General features: G+C 56.0%; 10 protein-coding genes. 1 reads left to right on the top strand and 9 read right to left on the bottom strand.

The genetic code is table 11. The features are described 5' to 3' along the window. Window positions 1–161: 161 nt before the first annotated feature. A complete protein-coding gene (gene kdgK / locus NAZ64_RS10160; RefSeq protein ID WP_220569577.1) occupies window positions 162–1,091 on the top strand; it encodes a 2-dehydro-3-deoxygluconokinase in 930 nt (309 codons plus the stop codon). 53 nt (window positions 1,092–1,144) lie between these two features. On the opposite strand, the gene NAZ64_RS10165 is transcribed toward kdgK, so the two are convergent. The 9 genes from NAZ64_RS10165 to bcsR form a co-directional block, all read right to left on the bottom strand. Next, window positions 1,145–2,632 (bottom strand): M16 family metallopeptidase, encoded by a 1,488-nt coding sequence (locus NAZ64_RS10165; RefSeq protein ID WP_001163182.1) that lies wholly within the window; start codon window positions 2,630–2,632, stop codon window positions 1,145–1,147. A 219-nt stretch (window positions 2,633–2,851) separates the two neighbouring features. Beyond that, a complete protein-coding gene (gene dctA, locus NAZ64_RS10170) occupies window positions 2,852–4,138 on the bottom strand; it encodes a C4-dicarboxylate transporter DctC (RefSeq protein ID WP_000858228.1) in 1,287 nt (428 codons plus the stop codon). 157 nt (window positions 4,139–4,295) lie between these two features. Continuing rightward, the gene (gene hmsP, locus NAZ64_RS10175; RefSeq protein ID WP_001266356.1) at window positions 4,296–6,302 is read right to left on the bottom strand and encodes a biofilm formation regulator HmsP; all 2,007 of its coding nucleotides are present in this window, start codon (window positions 6,300–6,302) and stop codon (window positions 4,296–4,298) included. Between the two features lie 173 nt (window positions 6,303–6,475). Next, complete coding sequence (bcsC, locus tag NAZ64_RS10180) at window positions 6,476–10,018, bottom strand: cellulose synthase complex outer membrane protein BcsC (RefSeq protein WP_220569576.1); 3,543 nt, start codon at window positions 10,016–10,018, stop codon at window positions 6,476–6,478. Further along, window positions 10,000–11,109, bottom strand: a complete 1,110-nt coding sequence (bcsZ, locus tag NAZ64_RS10185; protein ID WP_000988802.1) for a cellulose synthase complex periplasmic endoglucanase BcsZ — start codon at window positions 11,107–11,109, stop codon at window positions 10,000–10,002. The genes bcsC and bcsZ overlap by 19 nt, the downstream gene beginning before the upstream one ends. A 3-nt stretch (window positions 11,110–11,112) precedes the next feature. Beyond that, entirely contained in the window at window positions 11,113–13,413 is a 2,301-nt protein-coding gene (bcsB, locus tag NAZ64_RS10190) for a cellulose biosynthesis cyclic di-GMP-binding regulatory protein BcsB (protein WP_220569575.1), read from the bottom strand. A gap of 10 nt (window positions 13,414–13,423) precedes the next feature. Beyond that, the gene (bcsA, locus tag NAZ64_RS10195) at window positions 13,424–16,048 is read right to left on the bottom strand and encodes a UDP-forming cellulose synthase catalytic subunit (RefSeq protein WP_483640925.1); all 2,625 of its coding nucleotides are present in this window, start codon (window positions 16,046–16,048) and stop codon (window positions 13,424–13,426) included. Beyond that, on the bottom strand, window positions 16,045–16,797 hold the full coding sequence (gene bcsQ / locus NAZ64_RS10200; RefSeq protein WP_000996118.1) for a cellulose biosynthesis protein BcsQ: 753 nt from the start codon (window positions 16,795–16,797) through the stop codon (window positions 16,045–16,047). The genes bcsA and bcsQ overlap by 4 nt, the downstream gene beginning before the upstream one ends. Further along, window positions 16,798–17,001 carry a cellulose biosynthesis protein BcsR gene (gene bcsR / locus NAZ64_RS10205; RefSeq protein WP_000282616.1) on the bottom strand — a complete coding sequence of 68 codons (204 nt, stop codon included), beginning with the start codon at window positions 16,999–17,001 and terminating at the stop codon, window positions 16,798–16,800. It abuts the gene before it with no gap. Window positions 17,002–17,118 lie beyond the last annotated feature (117 nt).

Below are 17,118 nucleotides of genomic sequence, written 5' to 3' on the forward strand. Positions count from 1 at the left end.
GAACTTTACCCTCGGTCCCTGGCAAAATAAAAACAGCCCCCGAAACTTGTCAAAAATACGCACTTGCTCAAAAAAATAATGGACCGATGTTTTAATATTATTGACCACTAAACATCCACAGCGCACACTAACGCTAATTTTTACAGATCAGGTTCACGACTATGTCTAAAAAGATTGCCGTGATTGGCGAATGCATGATTGAGCTGTCGCAGAAAGGCGCTGATGTTCAGCGCGGCTTCGGCGGCGACACGCTGAATACCTCCGTTTATATTGCCCGTCAGGTCGATTCTGCCGCTCTGGCCGTTCACTATGTGACGGCGCTGGGTACCGACAGTTTCAGCCAACAGATGCTGGAGGCGTGGCAGCATGAAAATGTGGATACCTCGCTAACGCAGCGGATGGAAAATCGCCTGCCAGGCCTCTATTACATCGAAACCGATGACACTGGCGAGCGTACCTTCTACTACTGGCGTAACGAAGCGGCAGCGAAATTCTGGCTGGAGAGCGAGCAGTCAGCGGCTATCTGCAAGGCGCTGGCGACCTTCGATTATCTCTACCTGAGCGGCATTAGCCTCGCGATTTTAAGCCCGACCAGCCGTGATAAGCTGCTGTCTTTATTGCGTGAATGTCGGGCCAACGGCGGGAAAGTCATTTTTGATAATAACTATCGCCCGCGTTTATGGACAAGTCGCGAAGAAACGCAGCAGGTCTATCAAAAGATGCTGGAATGTACTGATATCGCCTTCCTGACACTGGACGATGAAGACGCGCTATGGGGTCAGCAACCCGTGGAAGAGGTCATTGCCCGCACCCATGCGGCAGGCGTGCAGGAAGTGGTGGTAAAACGCGGGGCGGACTCTTGCCTGGTCTCGATTCCGGGCGAGGCGCTCATTGACGTTCCGGCAGTGAAACTGCCGAAAGAGAAAGTGATAGACACCACTGCCGCAGGCGACTCCTTCAGCGCCGGTTATCTGGCCGTTCGTTTGACGGGCGGCAGCGCGACGGATGCCGCGAAGCGCGGACACCTGACGGCCAGCACGGTGATTCAGTACCGTGGGGCCATTATTCCGCACGACGCGATGCCGCAGTAAGTCATTCGCTCTTGCCCGGTGGCGCTGCGCTTACCGGGCCGACAGGCGGCAGCTTACTGTGCCGCCGGTGTCTCCGTCACTTCCGGATGCGCCTCATCTGCTTCAACAGCGGCGGCAGTTGTCGGGACCATGATTTCATCCCACGTCGCCTTTAACGCCTTCATATTAAATTCCGGCTCGCCTTGCGGTTGCAGCAAAATTAATGCCATCTCCTGCGATAGCTGCTGACGTAGATTCTGATTGAGCATATCGACGGTCAGGCTGTTGAGGAAATTCTGACGCAACTTCTGATACTGCTCCGGCGCGATATCCACCACCTGATTCTGCAGCGAGCGCATACGCTGTCCAGTCAAAATGTCAGTATCGGTACGCGCGTAGGTCGCGAACAGCTTTTGCAATTCGAGATTTTTCTGCGCCACCAGCGCAGTAAACTCCTCTTCCGACAGACCTTTATCGCGTACTTTCGCCAGTTCATTCGCCACCAGGCTCAAATTGGTATTGAGCTTATCATTAGGTGATTCAATGTTGATGGCGCACTGCGCGCGCAGAAACAGAACCCGGCAGTCAAACCCCAGACCAATATCTTTCGCGTTATTTTTAGTAAGCTCTTGCTGGATATGCCAGAACAGCGCTTCGCGCGCCAGATCTGCCTGCCAGTAGCGCAACAGCGCCGCCGACTCGCGAATCGGTTGCCACGGCGTATCCCACATAATGGAGAGACGATCCTGGCGCACCGCATCGGTCATAATGCTCACTGATTCCGCCCGCAGCGGCGAAAGCGTCGGCACCGGGGCGGGCGTTTCGCGTTTACCTTTCAGCGTACCGAACGTTTTATTGATCTGCTCGGCGACGGAGCGCGCATCAATGTTGCCGACAACAATCAGCGTCATGGCATCCGGGGTGTACCATTTTTCATAGAAAGCCTGAATTTTGGCTGCGTCTACCGGCTGCTTTAACGGTTCCGCGGGATCGTGCCCCAATAACGCCGATCCTTTCAGCCGATAACGCCACCAGCCCTCTTTAGTATCTGCTGGCCACGTCGCAACCATATCTTCGCTGCTTAACGCATGATTCACCGTCTCTGGCGTAATGGTTAATTTACCGGAGACGTTAGCCAGATAGGTCAGCGCTTCTTTCAGCAGATCGTTACGGTTATTGGGTAAACTGAGGTTATAGAGCGTGGAATCATAAGAAACAATAACGGGCGGCATGGGACGTTTCGGATCAAACCCTTGCTGCCATAAAGAACGTGCCTGTGCGGCATCCAGACCACCGCTTTGCGTCAGCGCGATACGGGGAATCGCATGGCTGAACCCGCTCTGTTGCGTACTTTCGGTGAGCGAACCGGTATTAACCTGTAGACGAACTTCAATACGATCGCTGGGGCGCTGAGGCGTAGCCAACACTTGCCACTGTAACCCATTAGCCAGCGTCCCCTGTTGCCATGCCGGATCGGGCTGGAGCGCATCTGCCTGCACATAGCCGGCAGAGGCCAACATCAACAGACTGCCCGCTAAGAGTCGAATTTTTGTGCCCTGCATGTGAACCCCTGATCAACAATCCTGGTAATAAAAAGACAGCCCCGGCAGGGATGCCTGAATATGACGTAAAAACACTTCGTGTTAGACCGCGAGAACCTAAAAATGTCACGGAAGAAGTGAAATAATCCCTAAGCATCATGCTGTATGCTTTGGGCGCAGGGGTCAATTATGCGCAAACACCCGCAGTCCTGGAAGGGACTACGGGCATAAGTGGCGAGATTAGGAGGAAATTTCGTGCGTTTTGCCATCCGGCGCACGATTATTAAGCACATCGTCCAGCTTTTGGTGATCTAACTCTTTCACCCATTTGGCAACCACCACCGTCGCCACGCCGTTACCCACCAGGTTAGTCAGCGCGCGCGCTTCGGACATAAAGCGGTCGATACCGAGGATTAACGCCAGTCCCGCAACCGGTAAATGGCCTACGGCGGAGATAGTGGCCGCCAGCACAATAAAGCCGCTTCCGGTCACGCCCGCGGCGCCTTTTGACGATAGCAGCAGCACGACCAGCAGCGTTATCTGGTGGAAGATATCCATATGGCTGTTGGTCGCCTGGGCGATAAACACCGCCGCCATCGTCAGGTAGATAGAGGTGCCATCGAGGTTGAACGAATACCCCGTCGGGATCACCAGCCCTACCACCGACTTACGGCACCCCAGTTTTTCCATCTTATCGAGCATACGCGGCAACGCTGACTCGGAAGAGGAGGTGCCGAGCACAATGAGTAATTCTTCCCGGATATAGCGAATAAATTTAAAAATGCTAAAGCCCGTTACCCGTGCAATCGTCCCCAGCACCACCACCACGAAGAGAATACAGGTGATATAGAAGCAGATAATGAGCTGCCCCAGTTGCACCAGAGAACCGACGCCGTATTTACCGATGGTGAAGGCCATCGCGCCGAATGCGCCAATCGGCGCCAGGCGCATGATCATATTGATGATGCCGAAAATGACCTGCGAAAAACTCTCAATCACATTGAAAATGAGCTGGCCTTTGCTGCCCAAACGGTGCAGCGCAAAACCAAACAACACCGCAAACAGTAAGACCTGCAGAATGTTGCCGCTGGCAAACGCGCCGATCACGCTGCCCGGTATGACATCCATCAGGAAGGCAATAATGCCCTGCTCCTTGGCTTGTGCGGCATAAACGGCCACCGCCTGCGCATCCAGCGTTGCCGGATCGACGTTCATCCCGGCGCCAGGTTGCACAACGTTGACGATGATAAGACCGATAATCAGCGCAATCGTACTGACAATTTCAAAGTAAAGCAGCGCGACCGCGCCGGTACGGCCCACCGCCTTCATGCTTTCCATGCCTGCGATGCCCGTCACGACAGTACAGAAAATGACAGGAGCGATGATCATCTTAATGAGCTTAACGAACGCGTCGCCAAGCGGTTTCATTTGTGCGCCCAGTTCAGGATAGTAATGGCCAAGGAGAATACCAATGGCGATTGCTGTCAGGACCTGAAAATAAAGACTTTTGAACAGAGAGGTTTTCATAGGGTGTCCTTGAAGTAAAAACCACAGGTCTTGCAAGGTTATGAGTAACCTGCGGCCTTAAAATAACACCCACACAACATGACAGAAATGCGCCAGGATCATAATTGAAACAAAAATGTTAAAAAGTTTGAGCTGGCTCGCACAAGCGCGACCTTTTTTAACTTTTGTAATCAGGATTTTCGTGCGACAGATACCGTTCTTCAAAGATATCCGCGGGAACGGGCCGAGCAAACAGGAAGCCTTGCGCGACGTTGACTCCCGCCTGTTCCAGCCACGCGCGTTGCGCCTCGTTCTCCACGCCCTCGGCAATCAATTGTAAATTAAGACTGCGGGCCATCAGAATAATCGCCGTCACCATACTGTGATCATCCGGTAACCCATCGACAAACATTTTATCAATTTTAAGGATATCGACCGGTAGCGACTTCATATGCTGTAACTGGCGCAGCCCCGCGTAACCCATGCCAAAATCATCCAGTGCGATACGCACGCCAGCATTACGTAACGGACGTAAGATAGCGACGGCAGCGTGCGGATCGTCGATACGGCGGCTTTCAGTGACCTCAAGAATCAGCGTACCTGGTTGAATACGATAGCGGTTTAACAATTCCAGCAGCTCCGACACCATGCCAGGGTGCATGAGCTGTAACGCGGAAAGATTGACGGAGAGCGGCAATGTCACGCCGCGCTCCTGCCAGGCGGCAAGCTGGCGACAGGACTCTTCCAGCACCCAATGGCCCACCGTGACCATCAGGCCGCAGGATTCAATGCGCTCAATCAGCCCATCTGGTAATTCCCAGCTACCGTCCGGCTGTTGCATACGTAACAAGGCTTCGGCGCTTAATACGTTGCCGCTGCGCATCTCGACCTGCGGCTGCAGCCAAATGGCAAACTGATGGTTATCCAGCGCGGTAAGGATATCGCTCTCTTCGGTAAGGCGCTGTTGAGCGGCCTCCATCTGCGCCGGGTCAAAGAACTGGATCTGATTTTTACCTTTTCGGCGCGCGGTAAAGGCGGCGGAGACGGCGCGACCATAGAGCTCTTCGGCGGTCAGATCGCCATAATACATCGCAATGCCAATACTGCAGCTTGGGCGCAGTTGAATACCCTGAATGGGCAGTCGTTCATTAATGATAGTGAGTATTTGCTGACCTAATGTGATGGCGTGCCACGGCTCTTTAACGCCGTGGGCGATAATGGCGAAGTCATACCCGCTGACCTGCGTAAGCACCATGCGCGGCGCCAGCACCGACTTCAGCTTCTCAACCAGCGTCAGTAATAGAATCTCCCGCTGCGTTTCTTGCAGCACACCTGCCGTGTCACGCAACGTTTCGCACGTCACGATGATAAGCGCGGTGGTCTGTTGGCGGGTGATAACCTGTTCCAGCAGCGCCATTAAAAAGGCTTTATTGGGCAGCTCGGAAACCGGAAAACGCATCGCGTTGTCCGTTTGCTCCTCGCGTTGACGCTGCATAAGCTGCTGGTTGAGGTTATAGCTGCGCACCAGCATCCCAATTTCATCATCCTGATGCAGACGCGGCAACGCCAGCTGATGTCCGATCAGCTCCTGCTGCGGAATGTCGTTCAGCTCGCGGGCGATTTTGCGCAGCGGATGCACAATCAGGCGGTTTACGCACCAGGCGATGGCCACCGTCAGGATCAGCGATAAAAGTAAGTAAATGGTCACTAACGTAGAGAGCGCGCTCATGACGAACTTGTACATACGGTACGAATCCGCCTGCAATACAAGGTAGGCCAGCGGTTGCGGATTGGCAGGACGCTCCAACGAATAAACCGGCAAAGAAATTTGTACCGGCAGTTCGAAGAGACGCGTCACCATAACCGGGACGGGGCGTTCAGGAATGAAGCGCTTACGCAACGCCTGGAACTGATTCGGCAATACCACATCGGCGCGACTCACCACGCCCGCAGGTTTAATACTTTCCAGAATGGTTTCCGCGCCGGGGAGATCCGCTTTTAAAATCGCGGAAGAAAGAGGTTCCCGAACAGATCGCGCGATGCTTTCCAGTTGCGTAGCCGTGTTGTAGCGGTTCTGCTGTACCAGATGGAACAACAAAACGGTGCAAAAGACAAAAACAAACACCATGACAACGGCCGCAACCATTGCCATCTGTTTAATTGTTAACGAGCGGCTGACGCGCAAATTGACTCTCCCTGGATATCCCGGACTGCCGCCTGAGTATACCCGATTGCTGCGGCATTAAGAGAGGCTGTATCTGAAAAGGACTTTTCTGAATAACGGTTAATGATAGCGTCTGATGGCGCTGCGCTTCTCAGGCCTACGATGCCTGTCAATTCGTAGGCCTGACGCAATGATTACCAGTCAGCGTAAGGCACCAGAGGCTGTGGCGGTAAATCCATATCCCCCTGCCAGCCCGCCGCGGAATAACGGACATACAGCAGCAGATGACTGGGGGTATAGTCTTTCGCCTGCTGAATATCGACAGCCGTACCCACAAACCAGTTGGCAGTGACCCGGCGTTCAATGAGCGCCCGTGCGGTATAGCCAAATCCCTGGCTGCTACCGCCGCCGTTGGTCTGGTCACGCGCATCCTCCTGATAATCCGCCGGGATCAAATTCATCAGCGGATAACGCGGCATGGTACGGTTGCGGGAGTGCGACCAGGATACCGAGCCGCCTAGCTCCCACGACCAGTTTTCCGTACGCTGCCGCCACATCACCGGCACCGCAAACGACAGGTATTCCTGCGGGCTATAATAACCGCCCTGACCCAGTGAATAACCGCTCAAATCCTTGTCGTAATGCCAGATCATGTTATTCAGCCCGACGGTAACGCGGCGGTTATTCTCGTTAATCACCTTATAGTAATAACCGGTCATCCAGCGCACGCGCCAGTTATCTTCCACATTTTTACCGCTCAACTGGTCGCCGCTGAGCGACGCCCAGACACCGTTTGCTTCGCCTTTATCATAGCTGAGACTGACGCCGCCGCCGTTGGCCCGCACGCCGCCCCATTTGGTGCCGGTATTGCTGCTGGCGTCCTTTTGCCCGCCAAACGCCAGCAGCGAACTGGAGATCGGGCGACGATGCGCATTCAGGGTATAACCCAACGGCCCGATATCGTCGCTATAGCTGACGCCGCCGACCACATCAACGACATTAAAGCCCATCGGCGTCGTGCCGATATCCCAGCGCCAGGTCTCATTCTGCCAGCCGACCGCCACGCTCGCGCCCGTATCGGCCTGGCTACGATGTCCGCTGCATTTCTCCAGCGTACAGGTACCCCAGTTATTATCGTATTTTCCGTCCGCATCCGTAGAGAAACGGCCAACATCCATATTCACCATATCAGTACGAAAGAACGCCCGTCCGTCCGACCAGGGCGCATCCACCTGAAGCATCGTGGTATGCGCCTTCAGATCGGAGTAACCGCCAGTCCCGCTCGACCCCCAATAATCGTGCGCCAACGTGACATTGAGATCCTGCTGACGGTACAGCTCCGCCGCATCGCTACGCACGCCGCGTTTTAGCCAGTCATCTTTTTCATCATTGCGCGTCAGGCGGGTAAAGGTATCGTTATCCTGGGGAAGAACCGGCGTAATCGCCGCGGCGACCATTGCCTCTTTGTAGGTCTCCAGCGCCCGCTGCGGCTCGCCCGTTTGCGCCTGAAAAGCGGCGGCGTCACGCAATACCATTGCGCTTTCCATTGATGGCGGCTGTGCTTTTGCCTGCGGCGTAATGCGGTTGAAGGTCCGCGCTGCCGCCGTGATATCGCCAAGCTGGAGCTGCGCCAGCGCGACGCGGCGCTGCATGTTAATAGAGGTGATTTGCGACGCAGGCAGCGCCGCCAGTTGAGCGCGCGCCGCGGCGTTATCGCCCTGTGCGATGTCGATTTCCACCCGCCCCAGCATGGCATCGACATTACCCGGTTCCCGCGCCAGAACGGCGTCATAAGCGGCGCGGGCCGCCGCATTATCGCCACGCTGCTGCGCCCAGTCCGCCAACGTTAACGCAATGCGCGTAGAGGGCGGCTGCTGACGTAACAGCGCTTCCGCTTCGCGTTCTTTGCCGCTATCGCGCAAGCGGTTAGCGCTTTCCAGCACCTGGTTACTTTGCAATCGGCCCGCCAGTTCCTGAATATTGCTGTTCCACTGGCTGGTCGGCAGGGTATTGAGATGCGCCAGCGCCGCCCGGTCCCGATCGCTGCCGGAAAGATAAAGCCCATAAGCATAGACCTGTTCCGGATCGTTTGGCTTCTGCTGCGCCAGAGAGCGCATTTGCGCATCGGCCTGGGCGTGCTGCCCGGCCTGCCACAGATCGCGTGACAGTCGGTACGTCACCCACACGCTCCCCGGATCTAATGCCAGCCGGCGACGGTGCAGTTCTGCGGCCTGCGCCCATTTGCCCTCGCTTTCCAGCGTTTCCGCCTGCTGCGCCAGACGGTCATTTTCCAGACTGCGTTCGATATCGTCGATACTGCGCCGCTGGCTGGCGGAAAGAGAAGCGATAAACGCGGCGGCTTTTTGCGGCGACTGCTGGCGATAAAGATTCGCCAGCCCGCGTACAGCATTGGTATTACCGCTATCCATACGCAGCGTCTGCTGATAATAACGTTCGGCGGCGGCATTATCTTTGCGCGCCATCGCCACATCCCCCAGCCCCAGTACCGCGTAGCTGTCGGTGTTATCCACTGCTCGCGCCTGCTGATAGAAACGCTCCGCCTGGGCCAGATTATTCGCTTTTAAGGCCGCGTCGCCCTGCTGAATTAACAGCCAGTAGCGATTGACCTTCAGCAGACTCTCCCACTTATCGCGGCTGCTGCTGTGCGGCGCCATCGCCAGCGCTTTTTCAAACTGCGCGACGGCGCGGGCGCGATCGCCACGCTGTGAGTATGCCTGCCCAAGCGCGCCGACCGCCTCGCTGTCGTCCTGCCGGGCGCTCACCGCCTGCTGCAATTGCGCAATGGCCTTACCGCCTTCCCCGGCATTAACCGCCGCGATGCCCTGCGAGCGCGCGCGAAACGCCGGATCGGCTAACTGTTTTTGCTGCTCGCTAAGCTGGGCGCGGGCGGCAGACACGCTATCGCCTTCGCTAAACTGCGTCAGATAGTCTTGCAACGCTTTTACGCTGGCGTCGCTCACCGGGAGATCTTTTATCTGCTGGTACCAGATGGCGGAGGCCGCGCTGCGTCCCGTACTGGATTTCGCCATCTGTTTTAGCACCGCGAATCCCTCATCGCGCCGCCCGCTGGCGAACAACAGTTGCGCCAGCGCATTTTGCAGAGCGTTATTACCCGGACTGACGGCATTGATTTTCTGTAGCTGGTTAATCGCTTCGTGACGGCGGGCGGGCAATTTCGCCACGGTCGTCCAGTATTCGACCGCCAGTTCGCCCTCCGGCGGATAACCTTTAAACAGCTTGTCGTAGCTGGCGATCGCTTGTTCAGTATGGCCGGTCGTCGCCAGTAAACGCGCCTCCTGCAAAGACTGGCGTCCTTGCGACGTGGAGAGCAGCATCGCGGTGCGGGAAGATTGATACACCGTCGACTCCGGCGCCAGTTGTGCCAGCCGATCAAGTAGCTTCTGCGCCCCGTCGCTATCCCCCTGACGCAACAGATAGCGGAAACGGGCGGCGATAACCTGTGGATCATTGGGGTCGATCAGCTCCAGGCGATAGAGCGACTGACGGACTAAGTCCTCACGGTGCATGGCCTCGCCCAGCCGAACCTGCTCCAGCAACTGTTGCTGCGCGGAGGTCGCTGCGCCGGCAAGCGGTGTTAGCGCCATACCAAGCGATAAACCCAACAATGTCCGAGAAACGCCCCTTTTGCCAGGTAAGGCGTTTCGACCGCCAGCCGGCAAAAAAGCGTGCATGAGACTTAACGTGAACTTACGCATTCCTGGCCCCAGTCAGGTAATAATTCACCTTTGACGGTGAAGCGAAAACGGTGCTGATCCCAGCCTTGTCCAAAGAGAGTCAGCACATAGTTGTAATAGGCATCGCTGCCAGGAAAATGGTCTGCGACCCGCTGTCGCTGCACGGCCTGGGCGTCGCGATTTTGTAGGAAAGGCAGTAAGGCGGCAGAAAACCCGACCGGCCCCGTCCCTTGCGCGTTCCCGCTGACGACATCCACTTTCTCCGGTGGAACGCCGTTTTTCATCGTTAACGTCGCCATCGGTTTAAATCGCGCCAGTAAACGCGCTTTTTGCGGATCGCCATCATGCATCATTCCCGCCCATAAATAGACGCGAATCGCATCGTAGCTACTGATCAGCGTCTTTTCCGCTTTCAACTGCCAGCCTTGCTTACTTTCATAACGCACCCAGTCCGGCGAGAAACCTTTCGGCGCGGTTTCCAGCAAAAGCCGCAAATTGGTTTCCCGTAGCGTCGACCACGGCGCGCCAAAACGGCTAAAGTATTGCGCCAACTGCGGCGGCAGATAGCTTGGGTTAAAACGCCAGCTATTCGCCTCGGCAAAGCCGATTTTGCCAGGTAGCAGCATTGAGCCCAGCCCCGGCACATTCACGACCTCTTCGCGAGCGATGCGTTTTAGCAACGCCGTGCCCACCTCGGTATAACGCGTCTCTTTCCACAGACGACCGGCCTCCAGCAGCGACCATGCCATCCAGATATCGCCGTCGGACGCGGAGTTGCTGTCCAGCACCGACCAGGTGTCGGGATCTTTTTGTCCCCACAGCCAGGCGGGCAGATGTTCACGCAGCGATCCCTGCGCCAGATTGTTTTGCGTCCAGTTAAACAGTTGCGCGAACGCCGGTCGATCGTTCGCCGCCAGGGCAAAGAACATGGCGTAGCTTTGCCCTTCGGAGGTGGTAATTTTTCGCGCATCGCCCGGATCGATAACGCGTCCCTGCTGGCTAATGTAATCTTTCTTGAACTGTTCCCACGCAGGCCAGCTACAGGCCGCCTGCGCATTTATTGCCGTCAGCATGACGATCATCGTTATCCATCCGCGCAGCATAGTCATCATGCGTTACTCATGGTCAGGGTCGAGACGACGGCGACTGAGAATACGTAGCAGACGCCACAATACCCACGCCAGTAATACCACACTGAGGGCCGCCAGTACCGCCAGCAGCACCGGGTGATTCGCCAGCGCATACCACAGCCGCTCAAACCACGGCAGATGTCCGACGTAATAGATATCGCCAACGCGCAGACTGTGAACGCCGGACTCGCGGATCACCGCCACGGAACCAAACATCGCGGCGCGTTTACCGCTGTCGTTCACAGCGTCGTTCAGTAGCTGGTAACCGCGCGGGCTGTCAGCCAGCAGAGCAATCACGCTGCGCTGATCATTAAACGGCGACTGGAAGCCCACCACCGCCGCCATCGGGCCGCTGGCGGTGACGGTGGACTGCGCATCCGCCGCGCGATCGGCCTCATCCGGCATAATCGACGGGAAAGCGGTCTGCCGCATCGGGGTTTTTACCCAGCTTTGTGTCGCCTGCACCAACAGATCGATACGCTTATCGTCTTTTAGCTTGCCAGGAATAGCGCCAATAATCAGCAGATCGGCGTCTTTGTCGGCTATCTGAGCGCTATCATCGGTGATTGTCAGATTAATTGCCGGGAAACCGGTCTGCCCGCCAATGGTGCCGACCGTATTCAACAGCGTTTCCATTTGCGCTTCGGTTGGGGTCTTCGGCATCACCGCCAGCGTGTCAGACAGGTCGGCCATCCGGCTGAACGGGAAACCCGCATTGGCGAACGCGCGTAAATCCGGCATCGCGATAAAGTGGTAATATTTCGAAAAATCGATAGTGGAGTCATCCCCTATCACCACATGATTCGGTACCGGCTGGAAGGTAATACAGTTGTCCACCGACCCGCCCGGCATCGGGTTCATGTAGCGGAAGTCAAAACGTAGTTGGTTCATCGCCCCCAGTTTGAGCGCCGGAATAGACACATCCGTTTTACCATCCAGCAGTCCCTGAAGTACCGGCAAGCGCAACAGGAGTCGATTAGTTTCCTGCGTGCTATTAAGGCTAAAGGCTTGCAGGAACTGGTTATTCAGACTGATATCCAGCCGTGAACTGTCTTTGGTCGGCGGCGAGGTATAACGGTAGTTGAGATCCATATCAATACCGTTGCTACGCAGCAAATAGAGGTCCGGCGGCAGATTCAAAGAAACGTTGATGGGCGCCGGCTCCAGCCCACTCGACTGGAGCTGCTCTTCATAGGTTTTCAGCTCGCCAAAAGTGACCGGGCGATCGGTACGCACCCAGTTCGGCGCATCATACGGTTTGCGCGCCAGCAGCGGTTTTACATCGTTGACCACCACGCTGGAACCACGGAAGAGAATATTCCCTTGCGCGATACCTTTTGCCGCCTGCAACAGGTCTTTATCATCACGGCCAAACACGATCAGCAACTTCACATACGGATTATCCGGATGGCTCATCATCTCGATAACCGGCGCGTTAACCGCAGGATGATCGCGCAGGAAATCGGGGCGTCGATCGTTGGTGGCGAACACGATCGCATTGCGATCCGGCAGGTGATTATACAACACCGGGAAGCGCTGACCGCGCCAGCCCGCCCGCGAGCCAAACCAGGACGCGACAATAGAAGCCGCCTGCTGCTGCGCCAGGTCCGGCATGTCAGCAAACACTATCGGCAACGTCACCGGACGGTTATCCCGCGGATCAAAAAACGGCACCGGGAAGTGGGACAGATCGTTATTCACCGCCAGCATGTTATAGGTCAGATCCAGGGCGCTATTTCGCCCGATGTCTAACCACAGAGTACTGCTGGCCGGGTTTTCACACACGTCGCGATAGTGGCCGACAAACTCCAGCCGCACCCGGTTAAAGTCGGTGATAAATAGCGGATTAATAGGTACCTGCGCCAGCGTCTTTTTCCCCAACTGCTCTTTTGTCACCGGCAATACGCCCATCAGTTCATCATTGAGATAAACCTTGAGCTGCGACTGAACCGGCAGGAGCGACGGCGAGGGCGTATATTCCAGATTCAGCACCGCTTTCGACGCCACTTCATCGCTGCGCATACCAAATTCAATGCCGCCGTTAGGGTTAACGCCACGCAGCGCCATACTACCCGGCGGCGGCGCGATTTGCGCAAAGGTCAGCTTGACCTCGCGCGAAGGCGCGGTCTGCGCCACGACGGGCGCCTCAGTTGCGGGCGACGGCGCAGGCTCGGTGGATTCAGCATTTATCAATGGCGGCGTAGCAGGCGCCGCCGCCGTCATGAAAGCAGGAAACGCGCTTAATCCTATTACCGCCGCACACATCCAGGACAATTTTCTTTTCATCGCATTATCATCATTGTTGAGCCTGAGCCATAACCCGATCCGACGGCTGTATCGCCGCTTGCCGCTCCGGGCGACGCGGAATAAACGATACAATCCAGGCAATTAACGCCGTCAACGATCGGAAAATTACTTTTACTGAAGGCGGCGCGAATTCCGCGAGGTGGCGATATCCGCGGAAGCCCAGCTTCAGAATATCCAGCAAGCTTTCCAGCGGTTTATCTTCCGGGAAGCTATCTTGCCAAAGCGCCCACGTATCGGCGCGCGCGAAGGTACACTGCACAAAATCAATATGTTGTTTGGTGGTGAGCGGCATCAGTTGTAGCCCGACCTCATTGCCCGTTACGCGCACCACCTGCGTTGGAAAGACATATTCCTGCTGCCCGCGTTTAAGCAACAGATTCACTTTCTGCCCTTCCAGCACCTGCGCCTGACCGTTGATCTTGATGCCTAACCCGCCGTCGGAGAAGTCATGTACGGTACAGGAGAACAAATGTCCATCTTCGCGGGCGATGGCCCCCGGCATGGCAATCTCGACCCGATGCGCGCGCCTGACCTGTTTACTCTCTACAGAAACCGCAACCGCGCCGCCGAGAATGACCAGGTTGTAGAAGACCCACACCAGGCTAACGATGACGGTCAGCGTTTCATTTTCCGGCCCGTAATAGTATCGCCATACGCCCGCCGCCACGCCGAGCAGGTTAAGCAAGACAAGGAAGATATACGGACGCGAGATTACCCAGTCGACGTACTTCTCTTCCACCAGCCCGCCTTTCGCCGTGACGTTAAATTTCCCTTTGTGCGGATTGATCAACGCGACCAGAGTCGGTGGTGCGATATACCATGCCAGTACCGTTTCATAGATTTCACTCCAGAAAGAGTGACGATACTTGCCCTGAATCTTCGAGTTAGTCAGGCTGGCGTGGACCATGTGCGGTATCACAAATAGCGCAATCATCAACGCAGGCGCATAAATGATATAGGCGTGCAGCAGCAGAAAAGCCAGCGGCGCGGTCAGAAAGATCAGGCGCGGAATGCCGGACAAGAAATGGAACATCGCGTTGAGGTAGCACAGCCGCTGCGCCAGTTTTAAGCCTTTACCAAACAGAGGGTTATCGAGGCGGAAAATTTGCACCATGCCCCGCGCCCAACGAATACGCTGCCCGATATGCGCCGACAGGCTTTCCGTCGCCAGCCCCGCCGCCTGCGGAATGCGCATATACGCTGAGATATAACCTCGCCGGTGCAGCCGGAGCGAAGTATGCGCATCTTCCGTCACCGTCTCAACGGCGATACCGCCAATCTCATCCAGCGGCTTACGGCGAATCACCGCGCACGATCCGCAAAAGAAAGTGGCGTCCCACATATCGTTACCGTCCTGCACCAGTCCGTAAAACAGCGTGCCTTCGTTAGGCGTTTTACGAAAACGTCCCAGGTTGCGCTCAAACGGGTCCGGGGAGAAGAAATGATGCGGCGTCTGCATCATCGCCAGTTGTTTTTCTTTCAGGAACCAGCCCATTGTCATTTGCAGAAACGAGCGTGTCGGCACATGGTCGCAATCGAAGATCGCCACAAACTCGCCTTTCGCGTGTTTTAGCGCATTGTTGATGTTGCCGGCTTTGGCATGTTCGTGCGTGGCGCGGGCAATGTAATGCACGCCAACATGTCGGGCAAACTGACGAAATGATTCGCGCCCGCCGTCATCAAGGATCCAGATATTCAGCTTGTCCTTCGGCCAGTCAATGCCAAGCGAAGCGTAAATGGTATTTTTGACTACATTAAGGTCTTCGTTATAGGTCGGTACAAAAATATCCACCGTCGGCCACTGCGACATCTCTTTCGGCAACGGCACCGGTTGACGATTTAACGGCCACACCACCTGGAAGTACCCCAGCACCAGCACAATCCAGGCGTAGGTTTCCGCAAACAGCAGAATCAGCCCGCACACCAGACTGACCGGGTCGTCCCAATTTAGCGTCGAGGTATAGCGCCACCAGATATAACGACAGGAGACCGTTAGCGACAGCACGATGAGCATCAGCGCGGAAAAGCGTCCCGGCATACGTCGTACCAACAGCGCAACGCCCCACAGCAACAGCAGAAAGATAAATTGCGATAGCGGGTTAAATGGCTGCGTAATACAGATCAGCGCCAGTATCAGTGAAAAGGTCACGATAACGCCCAGAATAAAACGCCGGGCGCCGTTGCTAAGATGTCCCAGCTCTTTTTCCTTTTCCAGGTGCGTTGTCTTTTGGCGCACCCGTTCCGGTAAGGTATCCATCCATTGATGGTAACGTCCACGAACGTCCTTCAGGCGCGCAAATGACCGCCAGCGCGGTTCATGACGTTCTTTAGTCGACGAGATCATCACCAGCCAGAGGGTCTGAATGAGGTAACGGGCCGGGTCCAGCGGGCGCGGGCGGGCGGCGTTAATATGCGGGTAAAGCGCTTTATGCCCGTCGCGAATACGCTGCCAGCGCGGATGCTCAAGCGGAAACACTATCCACGCCAGAATAGTCCACAGGCAGCCGAGCACTGCGCTAAACGGCGACGCGCCGTGGCGGCGGTAACCCTGATAGCGCTCGCTCAAGCGCGCGCTAACCGGCGGGATAAGCAGCCACCGGGAAAGGGCGCTCATCGCAGGCTCCCGGCGGACGTTTTGTCGCCCGCATCATGCAGCAGGCACCAGTTCGCCAGCGTTAACACCTCTTCGGCGGCTAACGAATCGCTGCGATATTCGCCTAACGGTTGTTTCGACGCCATGCACTCCGCCATCGCCTCATCGCGATGGATCACAATGGGCAGCAACCGGCGCTGGCTTTGCAGCCAGACCTGGTACAGATCGTCCTGTAACTGACTGCCAATGCGTAAGTCATTGATCAGAATATGCGCCCCGGCAGGCAACGCCTGCTGATGAAGGCGAATATGGCAGTTAGCGTCAACCTGGGCTATCGCCAGCGTATGGTCGCAGAGGCTCACCAGCTGCCGTGTCAGCGGTGACGCGCCGTAGGGCAAGTCCAGTAAAATCCAGCTATAACGCCCGCTCGCTTTCAGCGCCTGGATAGCCGATCCGATCTCTCCCAGCGTCTCCTGCCAGGCCTGCGGATTTTCCCGCTCTTGCGCGGTGAGCTGTCCAAACGGCAGTAGATCAAGCTGTGAGGTATAACGTAATCCGGCATCGCGCCAGTCCTGGCCGTCCAGCAACGATCGCGCCCAACCGCCCTGATGGACGAAGTCGACGTTAAACGACATACGCAGCAGGTTATCGGGGCTGGCGTCAATCACCAGGACATTTTCCCCTAAGATTTGTAACGCCCAGGCGAGTGCTGCGGTGAGAGATGTGGTTCCCACCCCGCCGCGCACGCCCTGCAGTCCCAGAATCGCCATTCATGGCTTCCTTAATGAATGTGGTTGCGCAAATTCAGCCAGGAGTGGCCATCTTTTAATCGCCGCCGCCAACTGTTCGCGTTGGGAAATATCGGTATAATCTATTTCGGGTAGTGAAAACGCCTGGCTTAATGCCAGAAAATCATTTTGAAAAGTGTAGCCCAACGTTGGATCGGACTGAGCGCCAGGTTCATTGTTATACATTCTGGTTGCTCCTTTTTAAATATTTCTCACTGGCAGCATTACGCCCCGTCGTCAATACGGGAGAACGCGCATTTTTCATCTTTCCGTGACATCATTTATAATGTGTAAAAATGCAAA

Source organism: Salmonella sp. A1325, from assembly GCF_056991255.1.

Coding starts and splice junctions, on each gene's coding strand:
- kdgK (WP_220569577.1), top strand. CDS start 162: ATGTCTAAAAAGATTGCCGTGATTGGCGAATGCATGATTGAGCTGTCG.
- NAZ64_RS10165 (WP_001163182.1), bottom strand. CDS start 2,632: ATGCAGGGCACAAAAATTCGACTCTTAGCGGGCAGTCTGTTGATGTTG.
- dctA (WP_000858228.1), bottom strand. CDS start 4,138: ATGAAAACCTCTCTGTTCAAAAGTCTTTATTTTCAGGTCCTGACAGCA.
- bcsC (WP_220569576.1), bottom strand. CDS start 10,018: ATGCGTAAGTTCACGTTAAGTCTCATGCACGCTTTTTTGCCGGCTGGC.
- bcsZ (WP_000988802.1), bottom strand. CDS start 11,109: ATGATGACTATGCTGCGCGGATGGATAACGATGATCGTCATGCTGACG.
- bcsB (WP_220569575.1), bottom strand. CDS start 13,413: ATGAAAAGAAAATTGTCCTGGATGTGTGCGGCGGTAATAGGATTAAGC.
- bcsA (WP_483640925.1), bottom strand. CDS start 16,048: ATGAGCGCCCTTTCCCGGTGGCTGCTTATCCCGCCGGTTAGCGCGCGC.
- bcsQ (WP_000996118.1), bottom strand. CDS start 16,797: ATGGCGATTCTGGGACTGCAGGGCGTGCGCGGCGGGGTGGGAACCACA.
- bcsR (WP_000282616.1), bottom strand. CDS start 17,001: ATGTATAACAATGAACCTGGCGCTCAGTCCGATCCAACGTTGGGCTAC.